Origin of the sequence: Nonomuraea composti, from assembly GCF_012034275.1 — a bacterium.
In the GTDB taxonomy this organism is placed as follows: domain Bacteria; phylum Actinomycetota; class Actinomycetes; order Streptosporangiales; family Streptosporangiaceae; genus Nonomuraea; species Nonomuraea composti.
Genome location: NZ_JAATEP010000106.1, coordinates 1 through 16,415 on the forward strand (window position 1 = coordinate 1; position 16,415 = coordinate 16,415).

Below are 16,415 nucleotides of genomic sequence, written 5' to 3' on the forward strand. Positions count from 1 at the left end.
GAGCGTGTTCACCGCCGTGGCGCTCGCGCTCGGGCTGTGCCTGGCGCTGGGTGCCTGGAACGGGTTCCTGGTCGCGGGCATCGGCATCCAGCCGATCATCGCCACCCTCATCCTCATGGTGGCCGGGCGCGGCCTGGCCCAGCTCATCACCGACGGGCAGATCATCACCGTCAACAGCCCGGCCTACAAGCTGATCGGCGGCGGCTACTGGCTCACGCTCCCGTTCGGCATCCTCGTCGTGGCCGCCATCTGGGCCGTCACCGCGTTCCTCACCCGGCGCCTCGCCCTCGGCCTCGTCATCGAGGCGGTCGGCGGCAACCCCGTGGCCAGCCGCCTGGCCGGCATCGACGCCCGCCGCGTGACCGTGATGGCCTACACCGCCTGCGCCCTGTGCGCCGGCATCGCCGGCCTCATGATCAGCTCGAACGTCTCCAGCGCCGACGGCAACAATGCCGGCCTGTGGATCGAGCTCGACGCCATCCTCGCCGTCGTCATCGGGGGCACCTCGCTGACCGGCGGCCGCTTCTCCCTCACCGGCACCGTGCTCGGCGCCCTGATCATCCAGACGCTCACCACGACCATCTACTCCATCGGCGTGCCGCCGGAGACGACGCTGCTGTTCAAGGCGCTCGTGGTGACGACCGTCTGCCTGCTGCAGTCTCCCGCCTTCCGCGCGAAGGTCTTCCACCGCCGGCCCAGGCCCGCGCCGAAGGCGGCGGCCGGCGAGAAGGTGAAGGTCACCGCATGACCACCCTGCCGGGCCTGACCCGGCCGCTCCCCCGCGCGTACGTTCCCGTGCTGGTCACCGCCGGCCTGTTCGCGGCCATGTTCGTGGCCGGCGGCGTCCGCTACGAGGGCTTCGCCACCGGCCAGGTCATCCTGAACGTCTTCATCGACAACGGCTTCCTGCTCGTCGTCGCGGTCGGCCTGACCTTCGTCATCCTCACCGGCGGCATCGACCTGTCCGTGGGCGCGGTCGTCGCGCTCTCGACCATGGTCTCCGCCAGCCTGCTGCAGGCCGGCTGGCCGTGGTGGGCGGTCATCGCCCTCGTGCTCGCCATGGGCGTCGCGCTGGGCGGCGGCATGGGCGCCATCATCCACTTCTTCGGCATCCAGCCGTTCATCGTCACGCTGGCCGGCATGTTCCTGGCGCGCGGCCTGTGCTACACGATCGGCACCGACTCGATCCCCATCACGGACCCGGCGTTCACGGCGTTCGCGCAGACCAGGATCGACCTGTTCGCCGACCTGTGGATCTCCCCCAGCGTGCTCATCGCGGTCGCGGTCGTGCTGGTGGCGGCGTACGTGCTGCACTACACCCGCTTCGGCCGCGCGGTCTACGCGACCGGCGGCAGCGAGCAGTCGGCGCTGCTCATGGGCCTGCCCGTGGCCCGCACGAAGATCACCGTCTATACGGTCAGCGGCCTGTGCTCCGCTCTCGGGGGCGTCCTGCTGGCGTTCTACATGCTGTCGGGGTACGGCCTGCACGCCGTCGGCATGGAGCTGGACGCGATCGCGGCGGTCGTCATCGGCGGCACCCTGCTCACCGGCGGCAGCGGCTACCTGCTCGGCACCGTCCTCGGCGTGCTGGTGCTCGGCCTCATCCAGACCGTCATCAGCTTCGAGGGCACGCTCAGCTCCTGGTGGACGAAGATCTTCATCGGCGCGCTGCTGCTCGTCTTCATCCTCCTGCAACGGTTGATGTCCAGACGCGGGGCGTGAGGCGGTGAGCCGGCGCTGATCACCGCGGGCGGCGCGTGGCTAGACTGCCGCCATGGCCACGGAGTCGTCCCCTCTCACCATCGCCCAGCTCGCCGAGCTGGCCGGCGTGTCCACCGCGACGGTCTCCAAGGTCGTGAACGGCCGCTCCGAGGTCTCCTCCGAGACCCGCGCCGCCGTGGAGGAGCTGATCCGCCGGCACGGCTACCGCCGCCAGCGCCGCCGCTCCACCCCGACCGCCCTGGTCGAGCTGGTCTTCCACGCCCTGGAAGGCGACTACCCCGTGGAGATCACCAAGGGGGTGGCGCAGGTCGCCCACGAGCACGACCTCACGGTCGGGATCTCGGACCTGCGCCGCGACCGCAGCGCCGCCGACGCCTGGCTGGACGTCGTGCTGCGGCGGCGCCCGAGCGGCGTGATCGCGGTGTTCGAGGGGCTGACCGAGGCGCAGCGCGAGCAGCTCGCCCGCAGCGAGATCCCGCTGGTGCTGCTCGACCCGGCCGACGTCCCGGCACGGGACCTGCCGTCGGTCGGCGCCGGCAACTGGAACGGCGGGCTCATCGCCACCCGCCACCTGCTGGAGCTGGGGCACCGGCGCATCGGCATCGTCACCGGGCCCGACGCGGCGGTGTCCAGCCGGGCCCGGCTCGACGGCTACCGCACCGCCCTCGACATGGCCGGCGTCCCGGCCGATCCGGAGCTGATCGGCCGGGGCGACTTCTTCATCGAGGGCGGCCTGGCCCAGGCGGAGCGCCTGCTACGCCTGCCTGACCGCCCCACGGCGATCTTCGCCGCGAACGACGGCCAGGCGATCGGCGTCTACCACGCCGCCCACCGGCTCGGCCTGCGTGTCCCGGACGACCTGAGCGTGGTCGGCTTCGACGACATGCCGTCGGTGCGCTGGCACCTACCGCCGCTGACCACCGTCCGCCAGCCGCTCACCGAGATGGCCGCCGCGGCCACCCGGATGCTGCTGCAGCTCGCCAACGGCGAGCGGCTCGCGCGCAGCCGCGTCGAGCTGGCCACGGAGCTGGTCGTCCGCGAGAGCACCGCACCTCCTCCCACTACGGCCGGGTGAGCGTCAGGAACGGGTCCACTTCTGGTTGGCGCCGCCGTTGCACGTCCAGATCTGCACCTTGGTGCCGTTGGCGGTGCCGGCGCCGTTGACGTCGAGGCACTTGTTCGCGCCGACGGCGGTGATCGTGCCGTCGGAGTTCAGGCGCCACTTCTGGTTGTTCTGGCCGTTGCAGTCCCAGACGAGCACGGCGGTGCCGTCGGCCGTTCCGGCGCCGTTCACGTCCAGGCACCGGCCGGCGGCGGTGCGCAGCTCGCTCGCGGCGGTCGCGGTCCACTGCTGGCTCGCCTGCCCGTTGCAGTCCCAGATCTGCGCCTGCGCGGCGTTGCTCGCGTCCAGGCAGCGGCCCGAACCGACGCCCTTGATCACGCTCGTGTCGCCGGGCGGCGTGCCGTCGCCCTGCCCGACGCCGTCGCCGTTGAAGGTGATGGCGTCCACGTCGAACGCGTTCGCGGACGGCGCCTTGAACACGACGTGCACGTTGTGGGTGCCGCCGGGATCGGTGACGGGCACCGCGGGCAGCGACACGTAGGAGTTCCAGCCCCCGGTCGCCGGGACGGAGGCGGAGGCGAGCAGGGCGCCCGTCGGCGAGTCGGCGCGCAGCTCGATGGAGGCCCCGGTGCTGGACGGCGCCGAGACGCGGAAGGACACCGTGTCGATGCCGGACAGGCTGATCGGGCTGAAGGAGATCCAGTCGTTGTTGGAGATGTCGCCGATGCGCCGGCCGCCCTCGGCGCCCGACTCCTCGACGACGCGGATGCCGGACGAGCCGGTGAAGTGCTCGGCCTGCTTGTGCTTGGGCTGCAGGGTGATGCCGGCGGTGCCCTTCAGCCCGCCCCGGTCGGTGTAGTCGGCCGACAGGACGTAGTAGACGTTGGAGAACTCGTCGTGGCCGGACGCGGTGGTCGTGACCGTGCCGGAGCAGCCGGTGTACTGGCCGGTGTCGTGGGCGTGCTGGTCGTGGCCGAGCGCCGTGACGACGTTGACCTTGGTGCAGTCGGCGGCCCCGTCCTCGGCGTCGGTGACGCCGACGGTGTAGTCCACGTCGTCGCCGAAGTCGATGAAGCCGCCGTCGGGCGGTGCCGAGAACGTGACCTTGGGCCGGGTGTTGCCGACCACGACGGGCACGGTGACGCTGCCCGTCTTGCCGCCGGAGTCCCGTACGGTGAGCTTGGCCTGGTAGGTGCCGTTGGCGGTGTAGGTGTGGGAGGGGTTGGCGCTGGTGGAGGTGGCGCCGTCGCCGAAGTCCCACGCGTAGGTGATCGCGTCGCCGTCGGGGTCGGCCGAGCCGGCCGAGGAGAACGCCACCGTCAGCGGCGCCGCGCCCGAGTCGGGGCTGGCGCTCGCCTTGGCCAGGGGCGCGCGGTTGCCGGCCACGTAGTCGATGCGGTAGATGCTGTCGTCGGTGTTGGCGTGGCCGAAGCCGTTGCCCCAGTCGGCCATGTAGAGAGCGCCGTCCGGGCCGAACTTCATGTCGATCGGCGCCCTCGGGGCGAGCTGCGCCACGAACGGGTTGATCTTCAGCAGGCCGCCCGAGGAGTCGAGGCGGAACTCCTTGACGAAGTTGCGGCTCCACTCGTAGAAGAAGGCCGCGCCGTCGAAGTACTCGGGGAACCTGCGGTCGGAGGCGCCGGCCGCGTCGTAGCGGTAGAACGGGCCGCCCATCGGCGCGGCGCCGCCGCAGCAGTTGATCTCGGGGAACTCGGCCGAGGCGTGGTAGTTGTACCAGACGGTCGCCGGCTGGGCGGCGGGCAGGCTGGTCAGGCCCGTGTTGTTGGGCGAGTTGTTGACCGGCGCGGAGCAGTTGAACTTCGCGCCGGAGGTGTTGGTGGCGAAGTTGAAGTCGTTGAACGGGATGTTGTTGCCGGTGCAGTACGGCCAGCCGTAGAAGCCGGGCTGCTTGATCAGGTTCCACTCGACGGTGCCCTCGGGGCCCCGGTTGGCGTTCGCCGAGCCCGCGTCGGGGCCGTAGTCGCCCACCGAGATCCAGCCCGTCGTCTTGTCCACGGAGAAGCGGAACGGGTTGCGGAAGCCCATCGCGTAGATCTCCGGCCGGGTCTTGGCGGTGCCGGGCGCGAACATGTTGCCGGACGGGATCGTGTAGGTGCCGTCCGCTTCGGGGTGGATGCGCAGGATCTTGCCGCGCAGGTCGTTGGTGTTGGCCGAGGAGCGCTGGGCGTCGTAGTGCTCGCGGCCCTGCCGCTCGTCGATGGGGGCGTAGCCGCTGGAGCCGTTCGGATTGGTGTCGTCACCCGGGCCGATGTAGAGGTTGCCGCCCGGGCCGAACGCGAGGTAGCCGCCGGTGTGCCCGGGCTCGTCCACGTTGCGGTACGCCGGCACCTCGATGATCTTCTTCTCGCTGGACAGGTCGAGGCTGGTGCCGTTGAAGGTGAACCGGGACACCCGGTTCACCTCGCCGCCGTTGAGGGGCGAGTAGTTGAGGTAGATCCAGCCGTTGGTGGCGAAGTTCGGGTCCAGCGCCAGGCCGATGCCGCCGTCCTCGCCGCCGTCGTAGACGGACAGGGTGCCGATGACGCGCGTGCCGCCGCCGCCGGCGGGGATCAGGTTCACCTTGCCGGAGCGGGAGATGTAGAAGACGCGGCCGTCGGCGGCCACGTCCAGCTCCATCGGCTGGTCGGGCGCGCCGTCGAGGGTCACCTTCTGGAAGCGGGAGGTGACGGTGCCGCCGCAGTCGCCCGCCGCCGCGCCCGCGGCCCACTGCACGGCGCCGAGCAGGTGCTGCTTGAACAGCGGCTCGGAATAGGAGGAGGCGTTGTGGCCCATCGCGGTGGCCCACACGCGCGCGCCCTCCGGGTTGTGGCACCAGGAGATCGGGTGGTCGGCGCCCATCTTGTTGGGGCCCGCGTCGTAGGTGGTCTCGTCCGCGGTCACCAGCACGTGCACCGAGCCGCGCATGTTCTTGTCGAAGTTGTACCACTCCTCGGTGCGTACCCACCGGTCCGGCAGCCCCTTCGTGGAGGGGTGCACCTTGTCGGCCACCTTGGCGGTGCCCTGGAGGATGGACGAGTGCGCGGTCATGTGGGCGCCGGCCAGGACGACCTGGTCCCACCAGGGGAACTGCGACTCGATGTTCATGTCGGTGGCGTTGTGCACGGCGACGACGCCGCGCCCGCTGCGCACGTAGGACTGGAAGGCCTGGCGCTGGGCGTCGTTGTCCCAGACCATGCCGCTGGTCTGGAACATGATCACGGCGTCGTAGGTGCTCATGGCCGCGCTGGTGAAGACGCTGGAGTCCTCGCTGCGGTCGAGCTGGAAGTTGTTGTCGGCCGCGAGCTGCTGGAACATCGTGACGCCGGCGGCGATGGAGTCGTGCCGGTAGGCGCCGCTGGCCGTCTCGGAGAACAGCAGCACCTTGAACGCCGGCGCGGCCGCGTGCGCCACCTGCGGCGACACGGACATCAGCAGGCCCAATAAGGCGGCGGCCAGGGCGGGGAACAGGCGTGATCTTCGCATGAGGGGGTCTCCTGGGGAGGGCGGGCGAATCAGAGCGTGCGCAGGTAGGTGAGGCCGGCGACGGCCAGCGCGTCCTGGCTCGGCGCGAGGGGCCGCCAGACGGAGGCGGCGGTGGCGATGCTGCGGTTGTGCGCGGTGAACGACTCGATGACGAGCGGCCCTTGATAACCGCTCTCGCGCAGCGCCTGGGTGAAGCCGGGCCAGTCGAAGCGGTCGGCGCCCGGCGTGCCGCGGTCGGTGCCGCACGCCTGCACGTGCGCGACGCGGCCGGCCGCGGCCCGGACCGCCTGGGCGGGGTCCTTCTCCTCGATGTTCATGTGGTAGACGTCGAGCGCCAGGTGGCAGTCGCCGGGCAGCGCGTCGAGGGCCTGCTCGACGGTGTTGAGCAGGCTGGTCTCGTACCGGTTGAGCGGCTCGACCGCGAGCGTGATCCCGCGCTCGGCCGCGTGGTCCAGCACGGGCCGCAGGTTCTCGCGCAGTTCGGCGTAGGCCGCGCGGCGCTCGTCCGGCGACAGCCGCCAGGTGCGGCCGACCGACGCGTACGCGGGGCCGGCGATCACCGGGGAGCCGACGGTCACCGCCACCTCGACGCAGTGCCGCAGGTAGTCCTGGGTGTCGCGGACCGTCTGCGGGGAGGCGGCCACGAGCTCGCGGCCGGGCGGCATGACCAGCACCACGGACGCGGACAGCTCGTACTCGGCCAGCAGCGCCGCGGCCTTGTCCGGGCTCCAGTCGCCGGGCTGCTCGACGGGCAGCTCGACGACGTCGAACCCCCATCCGGCGATGCGGGGCACCAGCCGCGCCAGGTCGTCGTCGGTCAGCGGGGAGACCCAGACCCAGGTGTTCACTCCGATGGAGAACATGGCGTCCTTCTTCGTCGTCATGCCGGGAGGAGCGTGCATCAGCCCTTCGTCCCGCCCCACGCCTCGGGGAAGCCGGGCAGGTCCTCGCAGCCGCACAGCGCGTAGTGCAGCGGCGGCATGCCGGGCTTGAGGTAGGCCGACAGGTTCTCGCTGGTGACCTTCGGCTGCGGCAGGTTCCACGTCTCGGGCACCTGCTCGCCCTTGAGGATCTTCAGGGCGGCGATGATCGGGGTGCGCCACTGGTAGGTCGGGTAGGTCGGCGCGATCGCGGTGAGGCCGGCGTCCTTCCACTTCTGCAGGAAGTCCTGCTGGTCCTCGCCGTTGATCGGCGGCACCGGCAGGCCGGCGTCCTCGAACGCCTCGATCGCGGCGACGGCGGTGGCGCCGGCGTCCATCCAGACGCCGTCGATTTTGCCGTAGCGCTGAAGGTAGTCGCTGACGATGCTCTTGGTCTTGGCGGCGTCGCCGTCGGTGAACTCCACCCCGACCACCTGGACCTTGCTCTTGTCGAAGACCACCTTGGCCGCCGACCAGCGGGTCTCCAGCACGTCCACGCCCGGCAGGATGCGCAGCGCCAGCACCTTCCCGCCGGCCGGCACCTTCGCGGCCAGGAACTCGGCGGCGTCGGCGCCGAAGGCGTAGCCGCCGATGGGCTTGATGAACGTCACCGGGCAGTCGGTCTGCACGCCCCGGTCGAACACGATGACGGGCACCTTCTCACACGCGGCCGTCACGGCGGGGGTGAGCGTCGCCGTGGTGTTCGGCGAGACGATCAGCGCGTCGCAGCCCTTGGCCTGCAGCTCGGCGAGGTCGGAGATCTGCTTGTCGTCCTTGCCGCCGGCCTCCAGCGCGGTGAACTCGGCGATCTCCTTGTGCAGGCCCACCTCGGCCTGCATGGTCTTCCAGCCGACCTGGCGCCACGGGTTGTCGACCGCCGCGTTGGAGAAGCACAGGTGGTACGGGCCGTCCTTCTTGTACGTCGCCGTGTCGATCATCTTCGGGGCGATGGCCTGCTCCCAGGGCTTGTTCGCGGGCCCTTCGGGGGTCTGGGAGCGCATGGCGAGCTGGGCGTCGAAGTCGGCCTGGACGAAGAACTTCGACTGCGCGCCCGTGCCGGAGCCCTGGGTGCTCGCCCCGGTCGTGGGCTCGGGCCGATCGGTGGTGCAGCCGGCGACGACGAGCGCGGCGATGACGGCGGCGGCTGCGGCTTTACGACGCGGCATGGGCGTCTCCTGTTCGGGGGGTGTGCTTCCTCCAGGGGAGCCGGACGGCTCCCGCCGCGACCGCGGCGATGATGATGACGCCCTGCACGGTGAACTCCAGCGCCCCGGAGATCCCGTACAGGTTGAGCAGGGTGAACAGCGCCTCCAGCGTGAAGGCGCCGAGCATGGCGGCGGCCACGGAGCCGCGCCCGCCGCCGAGCGCCACGCCGCCGAGGACGACCGCGGTGATGGCGGAGAACTCCAGCCCCTGCCCCACCTGCGCCGACACCCCGGCGAACCCGCCGAGCAGGATCGCCGCGACGGCCGCGGACAGGCCCGAGAGCATGAAGGCGAAGATCTTGACCCGGTCGACGCGGACGCCGGACAGCGCGGCGGCCCGCTCGTTGTCGCCGGTGGCGACGAGGGTCCTGCCGAAGTCGGCGCGCATGAGCCGGATCGCCGCCGCGCCGGCGGCCAGCAGGATCAGCACCGACCACGGCAGCGGCCCGAGCGCGCCGCGGCCGAACGTCCGGAAGCCTTCCGACAGCGCGCCGCGCGGCGCGCCGCCGGTCCACAGGAAGACCGCTCCGGACAGGACGAGCAGCATGCCGAGCGTGACGATGAACGACGGCACCCGCAGCTTGGTGGTGGCCACGCCGTTGACCAGCCCGACGAGCGGCCCGGCGGCGAGCAGCAGGGCGAGCACCGGCCAGGTGGCGGGTTCGTGACCGTCGATGAGCCGCGCGGCGATCACCACTTCGGCCGTCACCAGTGAGCCGACCGACAGGTCGAACTCGCCGGACACGACGACGAAGTACTGCCCGGCGGCGAGGATCACCAGCGGCGCGGCCCGCTTCATGAACGCCAGGAACCCGGCGGGCTCCAGGAAGTGCGGGTTGGCGACCGCGATCGCGGCCAGCAGCACCACGAGGACGGCGAGGATGGGCAGTGCTCGTCTCATGCCGGTCTCCTGCTCCCGCGCCGCGCGTACACGGCGACCGCGACGACGATCACCACGCCGCGCACGACGTCCTTGGCGAAGGAGTCGACCGCCAGCTCGTTGAACACGCTGTCCAGGACGGCCAGCAGCAGGACGCCGCCCACCGTCCCGGCGACGCCTCCCTTGCCGCCGGCCAGCGCGGTGCCGCCGAGCACGACCGCGGCGATGGACTCCAGGTCGTAGCCGCCGTCGGTGCCGACCGTGGGCGCGCCCGCGCCGAGCCGGGCGGCCAGCAGCAGGCCCGCGACGCCGGCGCAGATGGAGCAGAGCACGTGCGTGAGCACGAGGACGCGGCCCGTGCGGATCCCGGACAGCCGGGCGACCTCCTCGTCGCCGCCCACCGCGTAGATGTGGTGGCCCAGCCGGGTCCTGCTCAGCAGGAGCCAGGCCGCGACGGCCACGACCGCCCACAACATCGCGGAGACGGGGATCGGGCCGGCGCGGGAGTAGCCGAGGAGCTGGAACGACTCGGGCACCTTGCCCGCCGGGCCGTCGTAGAGGTGGTCCACGACGCCCTTGATGATCAGGGCGACGCCGAGGGTGGCGATGAAGGCGTGCACGCGCAGCCGGGTGATGACCAGCCCGTTGACCAGCCCCACCAGGGCGCTGACGGCCAGCACGGCGGCGACCGCCGGCCCGATGCTCCCGTCCCTGCCCGCCATGATCTCGGCCGCGACCAGGGAGGACAGGCTGATCAGGTACGCCACCGACAGGTCGAGCGAGCCGGCGAGGATCGCCAGCGTCTGCCCGACGGCCACGATGCCGAGGGCGGCGGAGCGCTGCTGGATCCCGACGACGCTCTCCAGCGTGAGGAGCCGGCCGCCGTCGAGCGCGACGAGCAACCAGCCGATCGCGGTCAGGGCGAGCAGCGCGAGGAACACCATGGACGTGGGCTCGCGCAGGCGCGCCGCCAGGCGGCCGTTGGCGGGGGCGCGGGCGGGCCGGGTGAGCAGGTTCATTCAGCCTCTCCCGCCGCCAGGCGCATGACGGCCTCCTCGGTGGGCCCGGCGGGCAGCGTGCCCGCGATGCGGCCGTCACGCAGGACCACGACGCGGTCGCTCATGCCGATGAGCTCGGGCAGCTCGGAGGAGACCATCAGGATGGCCGTGCCGTCGTCGGCCAGCTCGCGCATCAGGGCGTGGATCGCGGCCTTGGCGCCGACGTCCACTCCCCTGGTCGGCTCGTCGAACAGCAGCACGCGGGGCGCCATCGTCAGCCACTTGACGAGCACGACCTTCTGCTGGTTGCCGCCGGACAGGTAGCGGACCTCCTGCTCCTGGCGCGCCGGGGAGAGGCGGACCCGTCCGAACAGCTCGGCGAGACCGTCGCGGGCCCTGCGGATCTTTCCGCCGCCGGCTCGGGCGCCCGCCGCGCGGGCGGCGAGCAGGGCGTTGTCGCGCACGGACTGGCGCAACGCGAGCCCTTCGGCCTTGCGGTCCTCGGTCACGAGGCCGATGCCCAGGGCCATGCCCTCGCGGACCGAGCGCGGGCGCGCCGGCAGCATCTCACCCGTGGTGAACGGCTCCGCGCCGAAGATCGCCTTGGCGAGCTCCGAGCGGCCGGATCCTTGCAGGCCGGCGACGCCGACGATCTCCCCCGCCCGCAGCTCCAGATCGATGTCCCGCAGCCGGTGGTTGCCGGCGCCGCGCAGCCGCAGCCGGGTCTCGCCCGCAGCCGCCGAGCGGGGCGGATAGGTGGCGCCGAGGTCGCGGCCCACCATCAGCCGGATCAGCTCGCCGGGGGTGACCGCGCCGATCGGGAACGTGGTGACGCGCGCGCCGTCCTTGAGCACGGTGACCCGGCCGGCGAGGTCGAACACCTCGCGTAATCGGTGGGAGATGTACACGACGGCGACGCCTCGCTCCCGCAGCCGCCCGACCAGCCGGTACAGCACCTCGACCTCGTGCTCGGCGAGCGCGGCGGTGGGCTCGTCCATGACGACGAGCCGCGCGTTCACCGCCAGCGCCTTGACGATCTCGACGATCTGCTGCTGCGCCACGGGCAGGCGCTTGACGGTGTCGCGCGGCCCGAACGGCTCCTCGCCCAGCTCGGCGAGGAGCCGCGCGGTGGCCTGCTCCATGGCGGCCCGATCGACCAGCCCGCGCCGGACGGGCTCGCGGCCGAGGAACACGTTCTCGGCGACGGTGCGCTCGGGCAGCAGGTTGAACTCCTGGTGGATGATCGCGATGCCGGAGCGCTGCGCGTCGAGGGGGTGGCCGAAGGAGACGGGCCGGCCGTCGATGGCGATCGTGCCCGCGTCCGGCCGGTGCACCCCGCACATGATCTTCATGAGGGTGGACTTGCCGGCGCCGTTCTCGCCCACGACGGCGTGGACCTCGCCGGCCGTCACGTCGAGGTCCACCCCCGTCAGCACCGGCACGCCCAGGAAGCTCTTGCCGATGCCGCGCATGCTCAGCATCGCCCGCCTCAGCCCCGGGTCCAGCGCTGGCCGGCGCTCGCGGTGCAGGTCCAGATGCGGGCCTTGGTGCCGTTGGCGGTGCCGCCGACGTCCAGGCACTTGTTCGCCCCGACGGCGGTGATCGTGCCGTCGGAGTTCAGGCGCCACTTCTGGTTGTTCTGGCCGTTGCAGCTCCAGATGATGACGGCGGTGCCGTCGGCCGTGCCGGCGCCGTTGACGTCCAGGCACTTGCTGCCGTAGACGCGCAGCTCACCCGCGCTGGTCGAGGTCCACTGCTGGTTCGCCTGACCGTTGCAGTCCCAGATCTGCGCCAGCGCGCCGTTGGCCTGCGAGGCGCCGCTGACGTCCAGGCAGCGGCCGGAACCGACACCCTTGAGCGGGCCCGTGCCGCCGCCCGGCGTGCCGGTCAGCTCCTTGACGCGGACGTTGCGGAAGGACACCACGTCGCCGGAGCCGTGATTCTGCAGGCCGAGGTAGCCCTGCTGGAGGGAGCGGGCCGGGTCCGTGTTGGTGAAGTCGTTGATCTTGGTGCCGTTCAGGAACACCTGCAGCCGCTCGCCCTCCACCAGCAGCTCGAAGGTGTTCCACTGGCCCGGCGGGTTCAGCGCCGCGTCGCGGGCGGCGATGTCGGCGGCCTTGACCCCGTAGATCGCCCCGGTCGTCTTGTCCGTGCTGTCGGTCGCGTCGATCTGCACCTCGTAACCGGTGTCGAGGGCCGCCTGGGGGTCGCTGGTGGCGGGGAAGCCGACGATCACGCCGGAGTTGGAGTCGCCGGTCATCCTCCAGTCGAGCTTGAGCGAGTAGGAGCGCAGCTCCTTGGCGCTGTACCACAGCATGCCCATGCCGCCCTGGGAGGTCAGCGTGGCGTCGCTGTTGGCGAACGACCCCGGCCCCGCCTGCGACCAGCCCGCGGTCGAGCCGTTGTACAACGCCGTGTACCCGGTCTCCGGGCGGCAGTCGGCGTTGACGGCCTTGGCCGCGTACCGGATGCCGCCGAGCAGCAGCGCGCGGAAGCTCGCATCGGCGTACGACTCCTGGGTGTGCCCCAGCCCCGTGTAGAACGAGCGGCCGGACGACTGCGGGTGGCACCAGGTGATCGGGTGGTCACCCATGCCGCCGCCGCTGTAGCTGCCCTCGTCGAGGCTCTGCAGCACGCGCACGTTCGGGCGCGGGTTGGTGCGGTAGTTGTACCACTCGTCGGTGCGCGACCAGGTCGCCCCGAGGTGCGCGGTGGCGGCGTGCGCCCGGTCCTCGGTGCGTACGGTGGCCTGCTGGATCGCCGGGTGGTTGTTGAACCAGGCGCCCATGAGCTGCCCGTAGTAGGGCCAGTTGTACTCGGTGTCGGCGGCGGCGTGCACGCCCACGTAACCGCCGCCGCCGTCCACGTACGCCTGGAAGGCGGCCTGCTGGGTGTCGTTGAGCACGTCGCCGGTCGTGCTGAGGAACACCACCGCCCGGTACTGGGCCAGGTTGGCCGCGGTGAAGGCGTTCCCGTCCTCGGTGGCGTCGACGGTGAAGTCGCCGGTGGCGCCCAGCTCGCGGATGGCCTGGATGCCGGCGGGGATCGAGTCGTGCCGGAACCCGGCCGTCTTGGAGAACACGAGCACCTTGAAGGCGGCGGCCTGAGCGGGGACGGCGGGGATCAGCATCGCGGCGGCGATGAGGGCCGCCACGGTCGCCGCCAGGCGTCTCAGTGCGGTGGGGGTCGGAGGTCGCAGCATGGGGGTCCCTTTCATACGCGGGTCCAGCGCTGGCCGGTGCCTGCGGTGCAGGTCCAGATGCGGGCCTTGGTGCCGTTGGCGGTGGCGCCGACGTCCAGGCACTTGTTCGCGCCGACGGCGGTGATCGTGCCGTCGCTGTTCAGGCGCCACTTCTGGTTGTTCTGGCCGTTGCAGTCCCAGATGATGACGGCGGTGCCGTCGGCCGTGCCGGCGCCGTTGACGTCCAGGCACTTGGAGCCGTAGACGCGCAGCTCACCCGCGCTGGTCGAGGTCCACTGCTGGTTCGCCTGACCGTTGCAGTCCCAGATCTGCGCCAGCGCGCCGTTGGCCTGGGAAGCGCCGTTGACGTCCAGGCAGCGGCCCGAGCCGACACCTTTGAGCGCGCTCGTGCTGCTCGACGGGGTGCCGGTGTCGAAGGTGAAGGCGTCCACGTCGAACAGGTACCCCTGCCCGGTCGGCCCGCGGAAGACCAGGTAGAGCGTGGTCGTCCCGGCCGGAGCGCCGCTGAGGGCCGCCGAGACGTCGGCGAAGGTGTCCCAGCCGCCGGTGCTCGCCACGGTCGCCGTGCCCAGCAGGGTGCCGGTCGGCGAGCCGGCCCGCACCTCGATCCGGCCGCCCGCGCCGCCCGACGACACCCGGGCGGTGAACCGCGTCGCGGAGGCCAGGCCGTACGGCTGGAAGGAGATCCAGTCGCCGTCGTCGATGAAGCCGGCCGTCTTACCGCCCTCCGCCGTGGTGTGGTCGGCCGTCTGCACGCCCTGCTGGGCGCCGAAGTGCTCGGCCTGCCGGTGCCGCGGCTGCAGGACGCGGGCGCTGGTGGAGGTCAGCCCGCCCTGGTCGGTGTAGGACGCCTCGAAGACGCCGTAGATGTTGGCCGCGGCGTCGTGCTCGCCGTCCACCGGCACCGTGATCGAGCCCGAGCAGCCCGTCTTGGAGGTGATCTGGTGGCGGTGACTGTCGTGGCCGAGCAGGTAGGCGACGGTCACCCGGTCGCAGTCGACCGTCCCGTCCTCCGGGTCGGTGACCGTGACCTGGAACGGCACGGTGTCGCCGAAGGAGAACAGCTGCCCGTCGGTGGGGGTGGTGAGGGTGACCGACGGCGCGGTGTTGCCGACGGTCACGATCACGCTCGCCGTGCCGGTGAGGCCCTGCGGGTCACGGACGGTGAGCGTCGCCGTGTAGGTGCCGTTCGCGGTGTAGGTCTTGGACGGGTTCGCCGCCGTGGAGGTGGTGCCGTCGCCGAAGCTCCACGCGTACGTCAGCGCGCCGCCCTCCGGGTCCGAGCTGCCCGCCGAGGAGAAGCTCACCGTCAGCGGCGCCGGACCGGACGTCCGGTCGGCGGAGGCCTTGGCGATCGGGTTGCGGTTGGCGCTGCCGATGTACTCGATGCGGTACAGCGCCTGGTTGTTGCTCCCGGTGCCGTAGTCGAGCACGTACAGGGCTCCGTCCGGGCCGAACGCCATGTCCATCACCTGCGTGCCCGACCAGGGGAAGGCCGCGATCTCGCCGTAGCCGCCGTCCTGCCGGACCTCGATGGCCTTGATCCAGCGCCGGCCGTACTCGCCGGCGAAGAAGCGCCCGTCGAGCGACTGGGGGAACTTGACGGACGAGCTCAGGGCGGGGTCGAAGCGGTAGACGGGGCCGCCCATCGGCGACTCGGAACCGGAGCCGAACTCCAGCGGGCTGCCGGCGTCCCCCGCGTACCGGATCCAGGCCGGCTTCGCCGGGGGCAGCGTGGTCAGGCCGGTGTTGCGGAAGGAGTTGTTGGTGGGGCCGCCCGCGCAGTCGTACTTCGGGCCGGTGCTGTTGGTGGCGAAGTTCCACTCGTTGTAGGTCTCGCTGGTGGTGTTCGTGCCGGTGCAGTACGGCCAGCCGTAGTTGCCCGGCCCCGTGACGCGGTCGAACTCCACCTGCCCGCTCGGCCCCCGGGTGGAGCTGGTCACCCCGGCGTCCGGACCGTAGTCGCCGAGGTAGACGACGCCGGTCGCCTTGTCCACGCTCATCCGGAACGGGTTGCGGAAGCCCATGGCGTAGATCTCCGGCCGGGTCTTCGCCGTTCCCGGCGGGAACAGGTTGCCGCTGGGGATCGTGTAGCTGCCGTCGGGCTGCGGCTTGATGCGCAGGAGCTTGCCGCGCAGGTCGTTGGTGTTGGCGGCCGAGCGCTGGGCGTCGTACTGCGGGTTGCGGTTGGTGCGCTCGTCCAGCGGGGCGTAACCGCTCGACTCGAACGGGTTGGTGTCGTCGCCGGTGGTCAGGTACAGGTTGCCGGCGGCGTCGAAGTCGATGTCGCCGCCCACGTGGCAGCACTGGCCGCGGTCGTTCTGCACCCGCAGGACCACTTTCTCGCTGCTCAGGTCGAGCGTGTCGTCCGACTTGAGGGTGAACCGCGACAGGTACAGCTCGCCCTTCCACTGGTCGAACTGCGACTGCGTGCCGGTGCTCGGCGCGTCGCCGGTCGGCGTGCTGAGCCGCGGCGAGTAGTAGAGCCACAGGTAGCGGTTCGACGCGAAGCCGGGGTCGGCCGCCACGCCTTGCAGGCCCTCCTCGTCGTGGGTGTAGACGTTGAGCTTGCCGGCCACCTTCGTGGTGCCGGCCGCGTCGGTGATGCGGACCGTGCCGTCGCGGGCGGTGTGCACCACCGACCGGTTCGGCAGCACGGCCAGCGACATCGCCTCGCCCAGCTCGGCACCGCCCGAGGCGAGCGACACCTGCTGGTAGTCGGACGGCGGGATGTCGACGGCGTTCGCCGGGGACGCGTGGAGCGCCGTCGTGGCCAGCATCGCGGCGATCAGGGCGAGCCGCAGACGTCGGGGCATGGGGGTTCCCTCCTCCTCCTCTGACGGAGGACCGGTCAGGCGCGGGTCCACTTCTGGTTGGTGCCGCCGTGGCAGGTCCAGATCTGGACCTTGGTGCCGTTGGCGGTGCCGGCGCCGCTGACGTCC

At 71.6% G+C, this 16,415-nt stretch carries 12 protein-coding genes; 3 read left to right on the forward strand and 9 right to left on the reverse strand.

The genetic code is table 11. The features are described 5' to 3' along the window. The 3 genes from HCN51_RS56650 to HCN51_RS56660 form a co-directional block, all read left to right on the forward strand. Positions 1–748 (forward strand): ABC transporter permease (locus HCN51_RS56650; protein WP_168022052.1); only part of this gene is annotated, 748 nt, incomplete at its 5' end. Then, positions 745–1,722, forward strand: coding sequence for a galactofuranose ABC transporter, permease protein YjfF (gene yjfF / locus HCN51_RS56655; protein ID WP_168022053.1), 978 nt, complete (start codon positions 745–747; stop codon positions 1,720–1,722). The genes HCN51_RS56650 and yjfF, both read left to right, overlap by 4 nt. A 52-nt stretch (positions 1,723–1,774) precedes the next feature. Then, on the forward strand, positions 1,775–2,797 hold the full coding sequence (locus HCN51_RS56660) for a LacI family DNA-binding transcriptional regulator (protein WP_168022054.1): 1,023 nt from the start codon (positions 1,775–1,777) through the stop codon (positions 2,795–2,797). 3 nt (positions 2,798–2,800) lie between these two features. Here HCN51_RS56660 and HCN51_RS56665 read toward each other — a convergent pair whose 3' ends face one another. From HCN51_RS56665 to HCN51_RS61990, 9 genes are all read right to left on the reverse strand, one after another. Then, positions 2,801–6,268 (reverse strand): ThuA domain-containing protein, encoded by a 3,468-nt coding sequence (locus HCN51_RS56665; RefSeq protein WP_168022055.1) that lies wholly within the window; start codon positions 6,266–6,268, stop codon positions 2,801–2,803. A 29-nt stretch (positions 6,269–6,297) separates the two neighbouring features. After that, the gene (locus HCN51_RS56670; protein WP_168022063.1) at positions 6,298–7,131 is read right to left on the reverse strand and encodes a sugar phosphate isomerase/epimerase family protein; all 834 of its coding nucleotides are present in this window, start codon (positions 7,129–7,131) and stop codon (positions 6,298–6,300) included. Positions 7,132–7,169: 38 nt separating this feature from the next. Further along, a complete protein-coding gene (locus tag HCN51_RS56675; RefSeq protein ID WP_168022056.1) occupies positions 7,170–8,354 on the reverse strand; it encodes a substrate-binding domain-containing protein in 1,185 nt (394 codons plus the stop codon). Beyond that, positions 8,341–9,294: an ABC transporter permease gene (locus tag HCN51_RS56680; protein WP_168022057.1), complete on the reverse strand. Its 954-nt coding sequence runs from the start codon at positions 9,292–9,294 to the stop codon at positions 8,341–8,343. The genes HCN51_RS56675 and HCN51_RS56680 overlap by 14 nt, the downstream gene beginning before the upstream one ends. Beyond that, a complete protein-coding gene (locus HCN51_RS56685) occupies positions 9,291–10,292 on the reverse strand; it encodes an ABC transporter permease (RefSeq protein ID WP_168022058.1) in 1,002 nt (333 codons plus the stop codon). The genes HCN51_RS56680 and HCN51_RS56685 overlap by 4 nt, the downstream gene beginning before the upstream one ends. Then, on the reverse strand, positions 10,289–11,752 hold the full coding sequence (locus HCN51_RS56690; protein ID WP_168022059.1) for a sugar ABC transporter ATP-binding protein: 1,464 nt from the start codon (positions 11,750–11,752) through the stop codon (positions 10,289–10,291). Before HCN51_RS56690 ends, HCN51_RS56685 begins: the two co-directional genes overlap by 4 nt. An 8-nt stretch (positions 11,753–11,760) precedes the next feature. After that, positions 11,761–13,473, reverse strand: a complete 1,713-nt coding sequence (locus tag HCN51_RS56695) for a ThuA domain-containing protein (RefSeq protein ID WP_168022060.1) — start codon at positions 13,471–13,473, stop codon at positions 11,761–11,763. A gap of 11 nt (positions 13,474–13,484) precedes the next feature. Continuing rightward, the gene (locus tag HCN51_RS56700; protein WP_168022061.1) at positions 13,485–16,289 is read right to left on the reverse strand and encodes a carbohydrate-binding protein; all 2,805 of its coding nucleotides are present in this window, start codon (positions 16,287–16,289) and stop codon (positions 13,485–13,487) included. A 35-nt stretch (positions 16,290–16,324) separates the two neighbouring features. Further along, positions 16,325–16,415, reverse strand: a 91-nt coding sequence (locus HCN51_RS61990; RefSeq protein WP_168022062.1) for an RICIN domain-containing protein, incomplete at its 5' end; no start/stop codon positions are given.

What these genes read in the sequence shown, in the direction of transcription:
- yjfF (WP_168022053.1), top strand. Translation starts at nt 745, where the DNA reads ATGACCACCCTGCCGGGCCTGACCCGGCCGCTCCCCCGCGCGTACGTT.
- HCN51_RS56660 (WP_168022054.1), top strand. Translation starts at nt 1,775, where the DNA reads ATGGCCACGGAGTCGTCCCCTCTCACCATCGCCCAGCTCGCCGAGCTG.
- HCN51_RS56665 (WP_168022055.1), bottom strand. Translation starts at nt 6,268, where the DNA reads ATGCGAAGATCACGCCTGTTCCCCGCCCTGGCCGCCGCCTTATTGGGC.
- HCN51_RS56670 (WP_168022063.1), bottom strand. Translation starts at nt 7,131, where the DNA reads ATGTTCTCCATCGGAGTGAACACCTGGGTCTGGGTCTCCCCGCTGACC.
- HCN51_RS56675 (WP_168022056.1), bottom strand. Translation starts at nt 8,354, where the DNA reads ATGCCGCGTCGTAAAGCCGCAGCCGCCGCCGTCATCGCCGCGCTCGTC.
- HCN51_RS56680 (WP_168022057.1), bottom strand. Translation starts at nt 9,294, where the DNA reads ATGAGACGAGCACTGCCCATCCTCGCCGTCCTCGTGGTGCTGCTGGCC.
- HCN51_RS56685 (WP_168022058.1), bottom strand. Translation starts at nt 10,292, where the DNA reads ATGAACCTGCTCACCCGGCCCGCCCGCGCCCCCGCCAACGGCCGCCTG.
- HCN51_RS56690 (WP_168022059.1), bottom strand. Translation starts at nt 11,752, where the DNA reads ATGCTGAGCATGCGCGGCATCGGCAAGAGCTTCCTGGGCGTGCCGGTG.
- HCN51_RS56695 (WP_168022060.1), bottom strand. Translation starts at nt 13,473, where the DNA reads ATGCTGCGACCTCCGACCCCCACCGCACTGAGACGCCTGGCGGCGACC.
- HCN51_RS56700 (WP_168022061.1), bottom strand. Translation starts at nt 16,289, where the DNA reads ATGCCCCGACGTCTGCGGCTCGCCCTGATCGCCGCGATGCTGGCCACG.